This is a genomic window from Ochrobactrum sp. EDr1-4, assembly GCF_049199085.1.
Classification (GTDB): Bacteria; Pseudomonadota; Alphaproteobacteria; order Rhizobiales; family Rhizobiaceae; genus Brucella.
In genome coordinates this window covers 1-16,108 of record NZ_JBLZOF010000014.1, presented here as the reverse complement: position 1 = coordinate 16,108, position 16,108 = coordinate 1, and the positions used below count along the sequence as shown (strand labels likewise).

Sequence of the window (16,108 nt, the reverse complement as noted above, 5' to 3'; positions counted from 1 at the left end):
ATCTTTTAAATTTTGACAGGAGCGAGGCCTGGAAGATCTGGCCCGACGGGCACGATGCCTGTTGGGTTGAGCGCCTTGATGGAATAATAGCCACGCTTGATATGGTCGATATTGACAGTCTCACGGATGCCGGGAATTTCCAGAACGCGCATCAGCCATGCTTGCAGCGCCGGATAGTCAGCGATACGGCGTAAGTTACACTTGAACAGGCTGAAATAGGCCGCATCAAACCGCACGAGTGTGACAAACAGCCTGATATCGGTCTCAGTGAGATGGTCACCAAACAGAAACGGGCCTTTACCTGTGAGCTTTACTTCCAATTCATTGAGCGTTGTGAAGACATCGTGAAAGGCTTCGTCATAGGCGATTTGCGTGGTGGCAAAGCCTGCCCGATAAACACCGTTGTTGAGACGCGGATAGATATATTCATTCAGAGCATCGATATCAGCACGCAGAGCTTCCGGATAAAGGTCGATAGTGTTGCGTGCCAGATCGCCAAAGCCGGAATTGAGCATACGCAGAATATCGGCGGATTCATTGTTGACGATGGTGTTCTTCTGCTTGTCCCACAACACTGGAACCGTCGCGCGACCGGTAAAATGCGGATCAGCCTTGGTGTAGATCTCATGCATATAGGTGGCATTGTTCAGGCTGTCGCGGTCGGAGCCAGGATAGTCGCCAAATCGCCAGCCCTGATCTGTCAGCGCGGGCTCGACAACGGAAAGGGAGATGACGTCTTCCAGACCTTTGAGCTTGCGGCCAATCAGTGTGCGCGAAGCCCATGGACAGATGTAGGCGACATATAAATGGTAACGGCCCGCTTCGGCCTTAAAACCTGCTTCGCCAGTCGGACCGGCGCTGCCATCGGGCGTGACCCAATTGCGAAAGCCAGAAATCTGACGAACAAAGCCGCCTTTTTCATCTTTGGCCTGAACTGGCTGCCAGTCTTCTGTCCATTTTCCGTCTACCAGCATGGTATCTATCCCTAAAAACCGTTTGGAACCACGGGGCGGTGCCCCGTGGTGATGTCACTTATTTGCCTGGCTTAAGTGCGTATGCGCCATTGCCGCCCAGTGCGACAGCCGCAAGGCCAGCAATCCAGAGTGCGATGAATTCCCAACCGCCATTTGGGTTGGTGAAGAAGAAGCCTGCTGCACCATGAACGGTATAGATAGCGCCGAGAAGGATAGGGATAAGGGCTACTGCTGCAATACGTGGGAAAATGCCAAGGATCAGCGCGACTGCGCCAATCAGTTCCCAGAGAATGGTGACATAAGCAAACCAGCCAGGAAGACCGAGCGATCCGAAGAAAGCAGCCGTGCCAGCAGGCGTGAAAACGAAAATTTTCAGTCCGGCATGGGCCAGAAAGAGAATGCCAAGTGCAAGACGCAGAAGGAAGATTGCATAAGGAGCGGTACGATTGTCGATCACGATAGCCTCATTTCAGAATGTGAAGTTGAGGTGCACTATGTCTAAAAATCGTTGCCTTGATTAGCGGGGGGTGACGAAGCTTACTTCTTCCAAAATGGAAACAATAGAACCAAATTGTATCATCCGCACCGACCTTATGCTGTTTCGCTTCATCCGCGCGACTGACCCTCTATCCAATAGCCAATCGCCTCGATGCGGTTTTTATCAAAGCCAAGTGCGTCTCGAAAATGCTTGCGGCTCTGTGACACCATCTGCGCTTCACCGGCGATATAAATATAGCCGTTTCCGGCTGGTAATGTCGTAATTTCGGCAGCAATAGTCGCCAATTTTGTGTGTGCTTTCCCTGTCTTTTCAGTATCCAGAATGTACCATGTAAGGTCAAGGTCAGCCTGTGTCTGGAGCGATTGCTTGTCGGCATCCGACAGTAACTCAACATGAAAATATGCCTTAATCCCTTGCGGTAATTCCTCTGCTACGCGTGCAACAGCGGGTAAACCGGTAATGTCGGTTATCATCAGCACCCAGTTTGTTTGCTTCGGCAAGCGAAAGCGACCCGCAGGATTACAAACGCCGACACGATCGCCCGGACGGGCTGACTTGGCCCATTCTGTTGCCAAGCCGCTGGCATGTGCCACAATATCAACTGTCATCTCGTGACGAGAACCATCCCAGCGGCGAACCGTATAAGGCCGATCCGGGCATGGCTCTGCTCCCTCAGGCCATCGCCATTTCCCGTTCTCGTCACGAACTTGCAGTGACAGAGGCGTTTCGGCATTTGGCTTAAAACTCAGCCTGACCCATTCGTCAGGACATCGGCTTGGAACAAAGCGATCCCCGTCATGTATCTTGAAAACAAACCTTGTCATTGATGGCGTGATCTCCTGCAAAGAGACAACATCAGCCCAGAAACAATCATAGGCGTAAGGTACGGGATCAGTCTCGGTTTCTTTTGTGGTTTGAATTGCAGCGCGCGCGTTCAATGATCTAATCCTTTGTTATTCTTGCAGCGCTAGCCAGCCGCGTTGCAAAACGTTGAAAACCATAGGGTATGGATGAAACACTCAGCGCAGATGTCGCCCACACTTCGACCGGGTCTTCCAGCGCTACATAAGAACCGCGCTGGACAGAGCCGAGAGTTTGAAATAACGGTTGTGTTTCCAGCGAAGCGCGCGCGGTCTCTCCAAACCACAAGATAAGAATATCTGCGTCGATGCTGTCGAGATTTTCGAGACTGACGCCAGTTGAAAACTCGTCCGGATATTCTTTGCCAAGTGCTTCCACCCCTGATGAAAGCTCTAACCCCATGAGACGGAGGGCCGCGACACGAGGATCGGACGGAAGATAAACGACGAGATTGCCAGAGCCCGGGAAAAATGTGCCAAAAGTGAATGTCTTGCCTGCAAGCTCCAGGTGGGACTTTCCGAGTGCTACAAGATAATCATCCGCACCCTTAACAAGCTTTTCCGCTTCACCTTGTTTACCGAGCGCTTCACCAATGATCGTCGTCTGTTCACGCCAACCTGCCCGCCATGGGCCAGAACGGTAAGCTATTGTGGGTGCGATAGACGAAAGCCGTTGGTAGGATATTGCATTGAGACCGGAATATACCCCGAGGATTAGATCCGGCTTGAGCGCGGCGATGGCTTCATAATCCATGCCGAAGTTAAGGAGCGTTGGTGTTGCTGACAACTTTCCCTCGTTCCACGGGAAAATACCGCTCGGGAACGTCGTATATCGTGGCATCGCGATTGGAGTAACACCAAGGGCCAGAACAGAGTCCTCTCCGCTCCAGCCGATAGTGATAATGCGTTTCGGAGATTTCTCGATCACCGTCGATCCGAGCGCATGTTTGACCACAACTGGAAAAACACCATCCGCGAAAGCGGAGCTATAAGCTCCGCATCCCATCAGTATCAGACATATCAGTCGTATGAGCTTCATCATGCCAAAGTCAGGTTGAGCCTGATGCAGCAAGCTGCATCAGGCACCAAATCAGAACGTATGCTTGAGGTTCAGCCTGAACTCGCGCGGTGCGCCCATCCAGTTGTTCAGCCCCACCGTCGGATCGATTGACGTATAATAACGCTTGTCAAAGAGATTGTTGACGTTGAACTGGATAGCCGTTTTGTCGCTAATATCGTATTTAGCCAACACATCGGCGACTGCGAATGCGCCCTGCTCCAGATCGACCGTTGCAGTCTTGGAATAGATCTTACTCTGCGCACGCACACCACCGCCAAGCGTCAGCTTGTCTTCAAGCAAAGAATACGACGTGTAAAGCTTGAATACGTTTTCAGGAGACTGGGTCGTGTTGAAGCGCTGACCATCCATGCTTCCTTCCGTATATTTGGAAACCGCATAGGTGTAACCGGCCATGATATTCCAGTGTTGAGTAATTGCACCGCGCAGCTCCAGCTCAATGCCCTTGCTCTCGACACCGTCAACACCTTCATAGCAACTGCTCGATAGCGGATTACAATAGGAAATCCCGATAATCCTTTGCCCCACATTGTCGCGCATCGTGCGGAACACTGCGGCAGTAGCAGAAAGCTGTCCGTTGAAGAGGTCCGCCTTGACGCCAGCTTCGAGGTTCGTTCCCTCAATTGGCTTCAGCAGGTCACCGTTGCGCCCATAATAGTTCTGCGGCTTGAAAATGCCGGTGTAACTTGCATAGGCAGTCAGGTCGGATGTGACATCATAAACAAGACCAACATAAGGAACGAAGTTTGCATTCGCACTGTAATCAGAACTGCTTGTCGCGCCATCGGTGTAGGAGGTCTGTTCCTTGTCCCACTTCCACCATGATATGCGGCCACCGGCAATTAGCTTAAGATCGTCCGTAAGGCTAAATCGTGCCGAAGCATATCCGCCAATCTGATCTGTCTTTTCATCACTCCCACTCGTCAAAGCGATATCTTCAGGTGCAGGCTCTGCACCCGGATCCCAGGTGGTCGGATCCATGATAGATGACGCATAGTTTGAGACACCAACCCAGAGGTTTGTTCTTGAGCCATTAACACCAAAGACAAAGTCGTGATCTCTGCCGAAGATTTCGATCGGACCCGATGCATTGACGTCGAACGAATAAACATCATTCGCGTAAGGGAAGCGACCTGGATAGAACCAGAGATCGTCACCGAACCACCAGGTATAACCACCGCGCATGTCAGCTCTTGACCACGCACCGCGCCCGTCGAAACTTAGCTTCCAGCCGTTATCAAAGCGATGTTCCAGATCAAGAAACAAGGTATTCTGACGACGATACAAATAGTCCCAGTCATTGCCAAGGAATGTCGACGGGCTGAACTCATCATAAAAAGAACCATCTGGACGCGCTGGCAAGCCGCCCCAGTCAAACCCGTCGATTTTTTGGTTCTGATAACTGTAGCCGATATTTAACGTGGTATCTTCTGTCAGATCGGCATCAATAGTGGCGTAAAACATGCCATCACGGTTGGAGTAATAATCTTTGTAGCTATCACCACCTCCGAATGCTCCGACGATACGGGCACGGACGGTTTTTGCTTCATTGAGCGGTTTGGAGTAGTCAACCACCGCACGTCCATTGCCCCATGAAGAGGCGCGTGTTGTGACTGTCAGCTTCTCCTCATCGAGAGGACGCTTGCGCACGAGATTGATCGCACCGGCAGGATTACCAGCACCAGTCGTCAGACCAGCCGCACCCTTAATGACCTCAACCCGGTCATACATATCCAGATCGTCCTGGCCATCGCTGTCACGGGCAAAATAGTGAACGTTGTTTGAAACGCCATCATATTGGATATTGTCGATTTCCAGACCGCGCGACCAGTATTCATGGCGCACACTGGACGCACCGATTTTTGTGGTGACGCCGGGCGTGTCGGCCATGGCTTGATCGAGTGTCTGATAGTCTTTGTCATCAATCATTTTGCGCGTGACAACGGAAACTGACTGCGGCGTCTCGCGTATCGACATTGGCAGTTTCGTTGCCGTCGACATTGAGCCGGTCGTATAAGAATTTGTGCCTTCGGTCGTCGACCCATTGCCGCCCGCAACCGTAATCGTATTGAGAACAGTCGTGCCCTCTGGCACCGCGCCGGTGCTGGATGATGACGGCTGCGAGATAACAACGGATGATGCATCTGTGAACGAATAGGTAAGACCAGTTCCCCGCAGCAATTGCGCAATCGCCTGCTCTCTGGTCGCGGCCTTCTGGACGCCGGGCGATTTCTTTCCCTGAACGATAGACGCTTCATAGGAAATCTGTGTGCCGGACTGGCTGCCAAAATTTGATAATGCACGGCTTAACGATCCAGCCTGAACCGAATATGTCGTTTGAGCATAGGCATTTATGCTGGTCGGAACGACAATGATTGGTGTCGTTGTCGCTAAAAGTCCAAGAACGAGCAGTCTATGGCTCGTATTGCTAAAATTTCTGATCCGAGACTTTTGCCCCATCGCCAAACCGCTCCGCTATTCACATATCATGGGTTAAATCGCGGGTATTCCGCGGCCCTCAATGTGTATTACGGATAGCGACAGAAAATTTTCCAATTTTTCTCAAGTTTTTTAAACGGAGGAGATCACCGTCAAAAATGGGGCAACTTGACGTAGTTTCGCACCGAAAGGACGCACGACCGCTTCCAGTGCCCGAACTGGATCATTAAGGTCAAAAACGCCGCTGACGATTTTCGATCCAAGAGAACGATCTGCGATAATAACTTTACCGGACTGCCAGCGCGCGATTTTAGCAACGAGCGCGGCTACTGTTTCTTTCTCCGCGACAATCATCCCTTTGCGCCAGGCAGCGACCTGCGCATTCTCCAGATTTCCTCTGTTCAGAGTGGAATTGTTCGGATCAAATTGAAGCCATTCGCCAGCGCCGAGCTGCTTTATTCCATCAGCAGGAAAGCCGGGGGCTGTAATATCAATAAGTCCCTGATCAACGGACACTGAGATGACATCCGCATCATTGGAAAAATCGAATGCCGCAGCTTGTGTTTTGGCCTTAAAAGAGGCGCTTTCCACCATGAATGGTCGCGCATTATCCGGCACCACCTCAAAATAAGCCATTCCGGCCAAAAGACTGATGCCACGCAACTTTTCTGTATAATCAACCCCGATTGCACTGTCGGGTCCGAGTGTTACGACGCTTCCATCTGAAAGTGGAACGGTCTTTATTTCACCAACTGAAGTCAGATGATCAGCCTGCGCTTTTAAGATCAGGCCCGGCAAAGTTAATGATCCTATCCCGCCCACAGTCAGCGCTACGAGGCCACCCGCCATAAAACTACGCCGATTAGGGCCGGTTTTCGCGCGCTGACGATCCGTTAGTATCTTTCCAGTCATGCCGTGTAGGGTTGCTACCCGTCGCCAGGCATCTTCATGCGCTGGGCTACGGCTGATCCAGCTGCGGACGATATCAACGGAAACAGGATTGGCAGCATCGTTTTGCAGACGGATAACCAAATCCGCTGCCTCACGAAACAATCTGCGCTCTTCCGATACTTCGTTCATTCATCATCCAAAATGGGGCCTATTTACAATCACCCATGCAAATACATCCCTATACGGAGCCAATTGGTTCGAGAAGATGTTTTTGTGATCTGGTTAAAACCCGTTGAGCCGATCTTCCAGATGCTCGTAAGCATCCCTGATCAAAACCCACGTTCGTGTCGTTGACATTTCAAGCCGTTTGGCAACTTCTGTAACCGTCAAACCACCCATACGGTGGAGTTCGAAGGCTTCTCTTACCCTGCCCGGCAACTCCGCAAGCGCCTCATCGACAAGCCGGAGCTTCTGGCGATCATAGACAATGGTTTCCGCTGAAGGCGTAGGATCAGCAATTGCCATGAAATCGTCATCTGACAGATGCACGCGAACCAGTACACGCTCATGGCGCACCTGATCGACACTCAAGTTTGCCGCAATGCGATACAGGTAAGCCTTCGGATTATGCCTTGGCGCTCCGTCAGAAGGCTGCGACGCAAGTACCTTTACGAATGTGTCTTGTGTAAGATCGGCCGCGGTTTCCGAGTCCACGCCTTTTCGACGCAACGAGTGCGCAATTCCCTTTGCGTGGCGCCGAAACAACTCCTGAATATCCCAACTCAATCAGAAAACCTTTCTGATACCAGCAGGGAAAATTGACATTTACTGGCCAAAGTTGCCTGTAATTGGGCGCATGCGCTCCAAATGCTCATCAGCCTGGCTAGAACAATCACGACACATTTTCCAAATAAACAAGACTCTCGTAGTCATGTTTAATCTCATACAAAGTCAACTTACAAGCATTTTGATAAGGTGATTGTCTGCGCGTTCAGCAAGCGCTGGAAAAACTGTGAAAAGGTCTGAGCAACTTCAAACTTAAACTGGATCTTTCTTCAGCGAAAGAACAACGGAATCAACCAATTGCTCAATGGACTTCCCCTTCAAAAGTGGAGGGCTTCTGTTAGAAAAAACTGACAGGAGACTTAGAATTGAAGCAACGAGCATTTACAGAAGAATTTAAATGCGAAGCCGTTCGGATTTTAACGACGAGTGGTCGCAGCATTTTATCGGTCGCGGCCGACCTAGGCATTGGCGAGTCAACGCTTGACCGCTGGCGTAGCATTTTTGCTGAGCAAGATTTGCTCTCTGGTCCGCATGAGGACATGAGCCAGGAACTTGCCCGGCTTCGTAAAGAAAACAAGCTTCTACGACAGGAACGATATTTATTAAAAAGCGACGGCCTTCTTCGCTCGGGAGACAAGTCGATGAAGTTTGCGTTCATCGACACGGAGAAGGCCCACATGTCTCTGTCGCGGCTGTGTACTTTTGCAGGCGTCAGCATCAGCGGTTATTATGCATGGAAGCATCGGCGCCCCAGTCGCCGTCAGCTTGACGACATGATTATCCTGGCCCATATTCGCAATCAGTTTGCGCTATCACGTGAAACCTATGGCAGCCCTCGAATGCATGTTGAACTGAATGAAGAAGGTATTCGAGTAGGACGTCACCGCACGGCGCGACTGAGTGCCAAGAAAATGATTTGAAAGCCCGGCAGAAAACGCGCTTCAAACGCACGACCGACAGGAATCATGGCGAGCCTGTCGCTCCCAATCTTCTGGATCAGGACTTTACGTGTGACAGACCAGATCAGAAATGGGGTGTCGACATCAGTTATGTATGGACTGCGGAGGATTGGCTGTATTTGGCAATCGTTGTCGATCTTTATTCTCGTCGCATTATCGGCTGGGAAGCGCGGGATCGGATGAAGAAGGATTTGGCTATCTGTGCTTCGAAGAAGGCCATTGCAATCCGGCAACCAAAGCCGGGTTTGATCCAGCATTCGGACAGGGGAAGCCAATATGCCAGTTATGAGTATCGCAAACTCTTCAAAGCGCACAGCATGCTTCCATCCATGAGCGGCAAAGGAAATTGTTACGATAATTCGATGGTGGAAACCGTCTTCAAAACGATCAAGTCAGAACTGATATGGCGAACTGTGTTCTACACACGTAAGGATGCAATCAAAGCCATTGGCGAATACATTGACGGCTTCTATAATCCTGTGCGCAGACATTCTGCACTCGGGTATAAATCACCGATCCAGTTCGAGATGATAAAACGTAAATTAGTGACAGAACCTCTCCACTAAATCAGGGCAAGTCCATCTGGTGCGGTTGTCAAAATGTAGAAAGCCTTGAGTGCAGGCGAGAAGGCTAAAGCTCCAGCGACTTCCGCGTCGATTTGGGCGGTTGTGATCTTGCTGACGGGCCAGCGCTTGCGCTTTTTGCACTGCAGGCCGATGGGATAGAGCGCTCCGTTCCGAGCGACGATATCGACCCCGCTCTGGCGCTGGCCGGCCCGTCCATGACGGACGAGAGCTGGATCCCGCCATGCCGACTGGAATATGTTGGCACACAATTCTTCGAACTGTTCCCAAGATCGGGGTGGGGCGTAGTCGGCATGGACGTGTCGGTGCAATGGCGTGCCTTCCTACGTACTCGAAAGCCCTTGGTCACTGAGCGAGGCCGTGATGTCGGCGATCGAGCGAAACAGCACAAGGGGATCATCTTTGCTGGGGACAAAACCGCGGCGCTGCCAGAACTGCATTGCCTCTTCATCGACTGCGTTGACCATCAGAGCACGACCGCCGATCAGAGTGGACGCCTGTACGCAGCGTTGAAGGGCATGCTTCACGAGACCAGTGCCAATCCCGTGCCCAGCCCAGCCCGTATCAGTAGCCAGTTGACCGAGAAGCAGGCAAGGAACTGGATTGGGTGGCTGCCCGGTTCGAACTGAGCGCGGCAGGATCGCAGGGACCACGGCCGTTGGCGCCAGACCATAATAGCCGATAACACGCCCGGCTTCGTGAACCACGAGAACCGCCGTGAAGCCCTTTTGCTGATTTGAGAGCGCACGCGTCCTCAGCCAATGGTCGAGCGTGGGCTTGCCACAAGAGAACTGCGATACGTCGTGTGCTTCAGTAAGCGGTTCAGGAGCCGATACTGACACAACTCACCGCTTTGCGACGTATTCGGGTTCCCAAGGCGCGGTCCGCCTGGACAACTCCACGATTTCCGGAACCGGCACCGCGGGGCGGGACAGCACATCCATGAAATCGGCGAACCCTTCGGGACTCATGCGGATCAACCCTTGCTCCATCACGACCTCCTCGGCGGCGCGCACGGCAGCATCCCGCACGAAATCAGTGCGTGAGCGGCCGCGCAATGTGGCCGCGCGATCAATCATCGCGACGTCAGCCTCCGGCAGGCGCATCGAGATCGGATATTCCTTACGTTCGACGGTGGTGGCCATGATGATCTCCTTATCCCGAAGATAATGAATTGTAGCGCGAAATGCAATACGTATTTATCGTATTCATCCGTAACCGGCGCTGTCTTGATGAAAGAGCACTAAGTAGGCGGACGCTTAGGAGAATATATGGATCAGGAGCAAATTTGGCGGGAATGTCGTAGGTTTGCACTTTTTGGATTGCCCCTGCCCGCACATCACGGTCATTAAGGATTGTATGTGGTTGCGTGGTTCGTTACCCTCGATTTGAACCTATTTTAGCTAAGGCACTGTTATAACTTATAAAATGAGATTTTATGGATTTTGGGATTTTTTTAGAAGACAAAAACAATCAGCCAACTATTTGAATTGATTGAGAATTATTCGTTTTATTTGGTTGCGGGGGCAGGATTTGAACCTGCGGCCTTCAGGTTATGAGCCTGACGGCCGATTCCTACGCCACAGTATCCGGCAGCATCCGAACATTCGCTGCGATACTACGCTCACGAATGGCTTTTACGGATAGTGTCGCCGTTTCTACGCTGCACCACGCGGCGATTTCCGCAAAATGATTCCGGAAGGGGTCGTAAGCTGCACGATCGGCTGGCTCTCGTATCCAAGGCGCAGAGGCGCAGTCAAGCCGCCCGTGGAATTGCAGCAACCTCATCTGTGGGAAATTCGCGCCGCATGCCGCAATCCCGTTGCGTCCTCACCAGCGATCTGCCCCCTCCTCGCCCGCGCGAATTTCCGCGCGATACCAAGGAGAAAGACATGTCACAATCCGGCGCAACGCTCGTTCAATTGCTCAAAACACGCGAGGCAGCAGAGTTGCTGGGGCTGTCCAGCAGGGCGCTCGAAAAGCATCGTACCTACGGTACAGGTCCCGTCTACAGGAAGCTCGGCGGCAGGGTGGTCTACGATGTCGTGGATCTGAGAACCTGGGGCAACAAAGGGCGACGCGCTTCTACGTCCGATTTCGGTACGGACACAGTCTAGCCGGCCAAAGCCATGACAGAAAAGCGATAACACTTGGCATAAAATAACAACCCGTGGTTCGGCAGGCATAACTCTGAACCACGGAACAGTCCCCTGCCCTTAACCGCCTACACAAATGGATTGGGGAATACCTGAAACGTTGCCAGGTTGATCCGGTCGCTATCAGCCACGAAGTCACGTAGCCGAACGGATATCCGTCTCGGTGAAATCGTTGCCCTTGAACAGCAGTGGTTCACCGAAATCCTTGGCGAGAGCGTAGGCAAAGCAGTCGCCGAAATTCAGCCCGGCTTTGTGCCGGCCCTTCCCGAAATCGAGGAATGCCTGGCGCGCCAGATGACCTTGTTCAACTGTTACAGGTTCGATATCGATCGCGGCACGGCGGAAGAAGGCATCGGCCTGCCTCATGCCTTCCGGCCCAAGTTGCTTCTCGATCACCATGGACAGTTCCAGATAGTTCGCCACGCTGATCCGGCTGGCTGCGGAATCGTGGATCAGTCGCGTGAAGGCAGCCGCCTCCGGTTCGCCGTAGAGGATCGCCACCATGGCGGATGTGTCGATAATCATTTCGGCAGGCCATCCTCGTCATAGAGAAGCTCGGCGTGATCGGCGTAAGGCCGTTTCAGGTGAACGGCGGCCCTATCAGCAATCGCCAGAAGCTCTTCGACGGAGGCCCTACCCCTCTGTTTTTCGATTTGCGCATACCGCTCCCGCAGCGCGTCGGTCACGACACGGCTCATGCTCTGCCCGGTCGCATGGGCAATCGCCTGGGCAAGGCGATGCGCTTCGGGATCTTTCACGTTGAGGCTCATGTGGAGGCGCTCCGCTTCTACCTAATCAACCAATCTTCTACCATTCTACCCTGTCGTGGCGCAACGATCAAGTCAGGAAGCCAATCAAGAGCAGCGCCTTCTGGACAGATTTTTTGTCCGGAAAGGGGCCGATTCCAGACGATCTGGTTTGGCGAATGCCAAGTGGCAAACTGCCATTCAGAATCTAGCGCATCAGGCAGAATTTGCCTGATGCGCCTCCGACCCATGATTGCCGTTGTGAAATTAGAGGAGGATCTTTACGAACTGCGATTGTAGGCTGCGCCGACCTGCCTCTTCTCTTGTCCGGAGGCCATGGCGGTCAATCAGCTGCGAAGCGAGTGTTGGGCGTAACGGACATTGATAGCTTCGAGCAGTACTTAGCATCGGGATCGCCATGTCGTTTTCAAACCTACTGAGGGATAATCGCGAAGACGTAGCGCTAGTGATCGGCAACGGGGTTCACCGCTATGGCCCGCAACGCGCAAACTCGTGGGAAGCCCTTCTGCTTGAGCTCGCGCGTCGAAACGGCGTCGCTATCGACGAGATACCGACGGGAGCATCCGCGACCGAATTATTCGATGTCATCGAGCTCCACGCGCGCAGTCACAGCGGCAAGATCGCTAGAGATTTCTGCAATCTTATGCGCGATTGGCGACCGCTTCGTCATCACCGAGGCATAGTGGACTGGGCTATCCGCCATTCCGTTCCGGTCCTAACAACGAACTTCGACGACGTCCTCAGCGAGGCAGCAGATGCTCGTCTGATGCGGCCCAATGTAAAGGGCTTTACCGACTGGTATCCATGGGACAGCCGTTACGCATTGGAACTACACGACAATCCCTGCGACGGATTCGGCATCTGGCACATTAACGGAATGGCACATTATGCTCGCAGCATCCGGCTCGGGCTAACCCACTATATGGGTTCAGTGCAACGCACACGCGATTGGCTTCACCGCGGCGAGGAGCGCCTGTTCGAAGCCAAGGATCGCATTCGTTGGGCGGGACGGCGTACGTGGGTGCATCTCATATTCAACAAGCCGCTTTTAATCTTCGGTCTTGGTCTTCGTGAAAACGAGGTATTTCTTCGTTGGCTGCTTATCGAGCGGGCGCGTTACTTTGCGAAATTCGAGGGGCGCCGGAAACCGGCTTGGTATGCGTATACCAACAATGTCGATGATCTGACGCAGCAAGGCCGACATTTTTTTCTCGAACAAATCGGCATCCAGTGCATTGAGGCGTCAAACTATGACACGATTTATGCTAATCCAGAATGGGAGATGTGACCATCTTATAACAATCCATGCTCACGAGTCATTTTTACGATGGGCGAACGGGCAATATCGGAATTATGACGCATTGAGTTAGGCCCCTCAAAATCTTCAAATCTACTCTCTTGACGACCTTTTCAGGCAGTCTGTACCATGTACCCTTGTAAGATGTCCTGAACAACGTTTACAATCCAAAGCATAACATATGCAGAGCTAAGGGGGGCGCTGTGCAGAGTTTCCGTATCCGGCGGGCGCGTCTTGGCTGAAACCGAGGTGGCGGTACCGCAACAGAAAACTTGGCCGTCGATCGACAACGCTGCGCCCAAGGAGCAAGGTGGGCCGATCGCAAGACAGGGGTTTTCCTACCAGGACGAGATCGCGGTCGGGTTTTTACTCGACATGATCGAGTACGCGGATCTGGCCAAAATTCATTTTGAGACCCACGACGATCTTATACTCGTTCGTATCCAGGGCGCGGACTCGGCCCAGACCATCGCCGAGTTCGTGCAGGTCAAAGCCGGTGAGCCCGATAAACTCTGGTCCGTCGCCGATATATGCCAGCGCAAGAAGAAGGATGCTATCGGCACCTCGATCTTCGAGACCTCTCTCGGGCGCGATGAGCACGACGAGATCGCTGCCTTCCGCTTAGTGACCCTTCGCCCTGTCGTTTCCGATCTGACCCCGCTCACCTATGCCTTTGAGTCAGACGGACGAAAGCCCGGCTGCGAGGCCATGATGGCATTGGAGACGGCTCTGAACGTCAAGTTCCCGGGGCTGAGATCCCCCAAAAACAATGGCTCTGGCTACTGGCTGGAGAATTGTGTCTGGGACGTTCGTCATGATCTGAAGACCGTCCAGAAGGCAAATACTGTTCGGCTCTTCACGCTCGCGGAGAAAGCGGGGCAGCCGCTTTTGCTGGAGCAGATCGATGTGCTCCTCACCGAGATGCGAGTCTGGGTGAAGGCGGCAGGCGACGCCAAGTGGATGCCCGACAAGGCCAAGAAGATCGTTACGCGTGCGGAAGCCGTTGGCTGGTGGCAGCAACGTATGGCGAAGTTTGCGCAGGGCACCAATGCCCCGTCTGGCGGGATGCTCGCCGAGAAGATGAAGTCAGCCGATCTTCCGGAATCGCTCATCGCCATGGCCGTCGATCTTCGCCTCGGCTACGCCGCTAAGGTTCGAACCGCCACCTATATGGAGCCCGACTTCATGGAGGCGTTGCAAGAGCAGGTGAAGTCCACGGCGCAATCGCTCAGCGCGGACCTAGCGGCCGGACTGCTAGATCTGGGAGGCCCCCAGTTCCACGCTCGCTGCCTGACGGAGATGAACGCACTCAACGACACCCGTCCCAGCGGCGCGAAAGATCAGGCCGCCTTCCTCAAGGGCTGCCTCTATGACATCGCGGATCGGTGTTTGTTGCGTTTCGACAGGATGGCCTCATGAAGTCGCTCGCCCGCCTTGGAGGCCGGCCAGCGAGCCTTCCACTTGCGGCCGACGACATCTTAGAGTTTCACGCCGCGAGATTGCTGCTGCTGATGCACATCTGTGGCACCTCCGGACGGATCGATGGCCTAACGAAGATGGCCAAGCTCGACTTCTTCACCCGGTATCCCGACTTCTTCGGGGCAGCGCGCGCCGCGATCGACAACACTGCGGCGGCCTCTGATCGTGAAGACGACGCCGTGGAGTCTTCCATGGTGCGCCACCACTATGGACCTTGGGACAAGCGGTACTATCAGGTGCTCGGCGTACTGGAAGCTAAGCAGCTGATTACTGTCATCAAGCACAAGCGGTCTTACCAGATCGCCCTGTCGCCCCTTGGTAAGGAACGCGCGAAGGCGCTCTCCGCTCGGCCGTCGTTCCAAGATCTGATTTCTCGCCAGCGCGAGGTGAAGAAGGTGTTCGGATCGAAATCCGGGACCTTCCTCAAGGATCTCATCTATCGCCTGTTCGACAAGGAAGTCGGCAAGCGTACACTCGGTCAGGTCATCACTCCATGAGCGGTATCTTTCTCTCTATCACTTCCATCGATCGACGTCTGGCGACCGGGAATGTCGAGACTCTAGAGTTCCGGACCGGCGTTAACGTCTTTGTGGGGCCGCCCAATACGGGCAAGACCAAATGGCTTCAGACGCTCGACTTCCTCCTCGGCGATACCGGTGCCAATCCCTATGAAGCCGCCGATTCAGAGGGACTAGCGGAAAAATACGACGCGGCCGGGGCCTGGTTACAGATCGGTGACGACGCCTTCCGCATTGAGCGTCGTTGGAATGAGCCCGGAGCCAAGGGCAAGGTCTTCATCGATGATGAGGGCATGCTCGCACGGGATTTCCAGCATTGGATAATGGAGAAGCTCGCCATTCCTTTGGTAAACTTCCCCAAGGGCAATCCGATGTCCGGCCAGACTTGGCCCGAACTCAGCTTCAGAAGCCTGCTTCGCCATATCCATCGCCAGCAGCGATTCTGGAGCGGCTTAGTCGATCTCCAGCCCGACGCCGAGTTCCATGCCGGTCTGTTGTCTTTCCTAGGGTTGGCCGACCGCGTCTACAGTGAAGACTACGGCAATCTGGTAAAGCTGCGCCTTGAAGCCATGAACCTGAAAGCACGGCGGGAGCAGTACGGCCAGACCCTGAACGACCTAGCGATCGACCTGCTCGACGCCGACGACGCCAGCCTCGGCGTCAACGACACGACCATTCTCGCCGCTCAACAGCGTGGACTTGCCCTGATTTAATGGAGAGGTTCTGTCACTAGTTTACGTTTTATCATCTCGAACTGGATCGGTGATTTATACCCGAGTGCAGAATGTCTGCGCACAGGATTATAGAAGCCGTCAATGTAT

At 53.3% G+C, this 16,108-nt stretch carries 18 protein-coding genes and 1 tRNA gene; 6 read left to right on the top strand and 13 right to left on the bottom strand.

Annotated elements, in window-relative coordinates; all coding sequences use genetic code 11:
• Positions 1–5: 5 nt before the first annotated feature.
• The 7 genes from ACOZHT_RS22970 to ACOZHT_RS22940 all read right to left on the bottom strand — a co-directional run bounded on the left by ACOZHT_RS22970 (position 6) and on the right by ACOZHT_RS22940 (position 7,506).
• Positions 6–974: a glutathione S-transferase family protein gene (locus ACOZHT_RS22970; RefSeq protein WP_421566756.1), complete on the bottom strand. Its 969-nt coding sequence runs from the start codon at positions 972–974 to the stop codon at positions 6–8.
• Positions 975–1,032: 58 nt separating this feature from the next.
• On the bottom strand, positions 1,033–1,431 hold the full coding sequence (locus ACOZHT_RS22965) for a DoxX family protein (protein ID WP_421566755.1): 399 nt from the start codon (positions 1,429–1,431) through the stop codon (positions 1,033–1,035).
• 149 nt (positions 1,432–1,580) lie between these two features.
• On the bottom strand, positions 1,581–2,411 hold the full coding sequence (locus ACOZHT_RS22960) for a siderophore-interacting protein (RefSeq protein ID WP_421566754.1): 831 nt from the start codon (positions 2,409–2,411) through the stop codon (positions 1,581–1,583).
• Positions 2,412–2,415: 4 nt separating this feature from the next.
• Positions 2,416–3,375, bottom strand: a complete 960-nt coding sequence (locus ACOZHT_RS22955) for an iron-siderophore ABC transporter substrate-binding protein (RefSeq protein WP_421566753.1) — start codon at positions 3,373–3,375, stop codon at positions 2,416–2,418.
• Between the two features lie 48 nt (positions 3,376–3,423).
• The gene (locus ACOZHT_RS22950; RefSeq protein WP_421566752.1) at positions 3,424–5,871 is read right to left on the bottom strand and encodes a TonB-dependent siderophore receptor; all 2,448 of its coding nucleotides are present in this window, start codon (positions 5,869–5,871) and stop codon (positions 3,424–3,426) included.
• 111 nt (positions 5,872–5,982) lie between these two features.
• Positions 5,983–6,930: a FecR family protein gene (locus ACOZHT_RS22945; protein ID WP_421566751.1), complete on the bottom strand. Its 948-nt coding sequence runs from the start codon at positions 6,928–6,930 to the stop codon at positions 5,983–5,985.
• Positions 6,931–7,023: 93 nt separating this feature from the next.
• Positions 7,024–7,506, bottom strand: a complete 483-nt coding sequence (locus tag ACOZHT_RS22940; RefSeq protein WP_421566798.1) for an RNA polymerase sigma factor — start codon at positions 7,504–7,506, stop codon at positions 7,024–7,026.
• Positions 7,507–7,874: 368 nt separating this feature from the next.
• On the opposite strand from ACOZHT_RS22940, the gene ACOZHT_RS22935 reads away from it, so the two are divergent.
• Positions 7,875–9,052, top strand: a protein-coding gene (locus ACOZHT_RS22935) for an IS3 family transposase (RefSeq protein WP_421566797.1) whose coding sequence is annotated in 2 segments (ribosomal slippage) — positions 7,875–8,426 and positions 8,429–9,052 — 1,176 coding nt in all. Because the reading frame shifts where the segments join, the coding sequence is not laid out codon by codon here.
• Here the strand turns inward: ACOZHT_RS22935 and ACOZHT_RS22930 are convergent.
• From ACOZHT_RS22930 to ACOZHT_RS22915, 4 genes are all read right to left on the bottom strand, one after another.
• Positions 9,049–9,381 carry a restriction endonuclease gene (locus ACOZHT_RS22930; RefSeq protein WP_421566750.1) on the bottom strand — a complete coding sequence of 111 codons (333 nt, stop codon included), beginning with the start codon at positions 9,379–9,381 and terminating at the stop codon, positions 9,049–9,051. The two genes, ACOZHT_RS22935 and ACOZHT_RS22930, sit on opposite strands and share 4 nt — an antisense overlap.
• Before the next feature lie 12 nt (positions 9,382–9,393).
• Positions 9,394–9,912, bottom strand: a complete 519-nt coding sequence (locus tag ACOZHT_RS22925) for a GNAT family N-acetyltransferase (protein ID WP_421566749.1) — start codon at positions 9,910–9,912, stop codon at positions 9,394–9,396.
• A 3-nt stretch (positions 9,913–9,915) separates the two neighbouring features.
• Entirely contained in the window at positions 9,916–10,215 is a 300-nt protein-coding gene (locus tag ACOZHT_RS22920; protein ID WP_310014393.1) for a DUF1778 domain-containing protein, read from the bottom strand.
• A gap of 370 nt (positions 10,216–10,585) precedes the next feature.
• A tRNA-Leu gene (locus ACOZHT_RS22915) sits at positions 10,586–10,655 on the bottom strand.
• 307 nt (positions 10,656–10,962) lie between these two features.
• Here ACOZHT_RS22915 and ACOZHT_RS22910 point away from each other — a divergent pair.
• Positions 10,963–11,187, top strand: coding sequence for a helix-turn-helix transcriptional regulator (locus tag ACOZHT_RS22910; RefSeq protein ID WP_421566748.1), 225 nt, complete (start codon positions 10,963–10,965; stop codon positions 11,185–11,187).
• Positions 11,188–11,361: 174 nt separating this feature from the next.
• Here the strand turns inward: ACOZHT_RS22910 and ACOZHT_RS22905 are convergent, their stop codons facing one another.
• Both ACOZHT_RS22905 and ACOZHT_RS22900 read right to left on the bottom strand, forming a co-directional pair.
• A complete protein-coding gene (locus ACOZHT_RS22905; protein WP_215778336.1) occupies positions 11,362–11,751 on the bottom strand; it encodes a type II toxin-antitoxin system VapC family toxin in 390 nt (129 codons plus the stop codon).
• On the bottom strand, positions 11,748–11,996 hold the full coding sequence (locus ACOZHT_RS22900; protein ID WP_112340033.1) for a type II toxin-antitoxin system VapB family antitoxin: 249 nt from the start codon (positions 11,994–11,996) through the stop codon (positions 11,748–11,750). The genes ACOZHT_RS22905 and ACOZHT_RS22900 overlap by 4 nt, the downstream gene beginning before the upstream one ends.
• A 394-nt stretch (positions 11,997–12,390) precedes the next feature.
• Between ACOZHT_RS22900 and ACOZHT_RS22895 the strand changes: the two genes are divergently transcribed.
• From ACOZHT_RS22895 to ACOZHT_RS22880, 4 genes are all read left to right on the top strand, one after another.
• Positions 12,391–13,281 (top strand): hypothetical protein, encoded by an 891-nt coding sequence (locus ACOZHT_RS22895; RefSeq protein WP_421566747.1) that lies wholly within the window; start codon positions 12,391–12,393, stop codon positions 13,279–13,281.
• A gap of 243 nt (positions 13,282–13,524) precedes the next feature.
• On the top strand, positions 13,525–14,709 hold the full coding sequence (locus ACOZHT_RS22890; protein WP_421566746.1) for a dsDNA nuclease domain-containing protein: 1,185 nt from the start codon (positions 13,525–13,527) through the stop codon (positions 14,707–14,709).
• Complete coding sequence (locus ACOZHT_RS22885; protein ID WP_421566745.1) at positions 14,706–15,266, top strand: hypothetical protein; 561 nt, start codon at positions 14,706–14,708, stop codon at positions 15,264–15,266. The genes ACOZHT_RS22890 and ACOZHT_RS22885 overlap by 4 nt, the downstream gene beginning before the upstream one ends.
• Positions 15,263–16,000 carry a hypothetical protein gene (locus tag ACOZHT_RS22880; protein WP_421566744.1) on the top strand — a complete coding sequence of 246 codons (738 nt, stop codon included), beginning with the start codon at positions 15,263–15,265 and terminating at the stop codon, positions 15,998–16,000. Before ACOZHT_RS22885 ends, ACOZHT_RS22880 begins: the two co-directional genes overlap by 4 nt.
• The last annotated feature ends 108 nt before the right edge of the window (positions 16,001–16,108 follow it).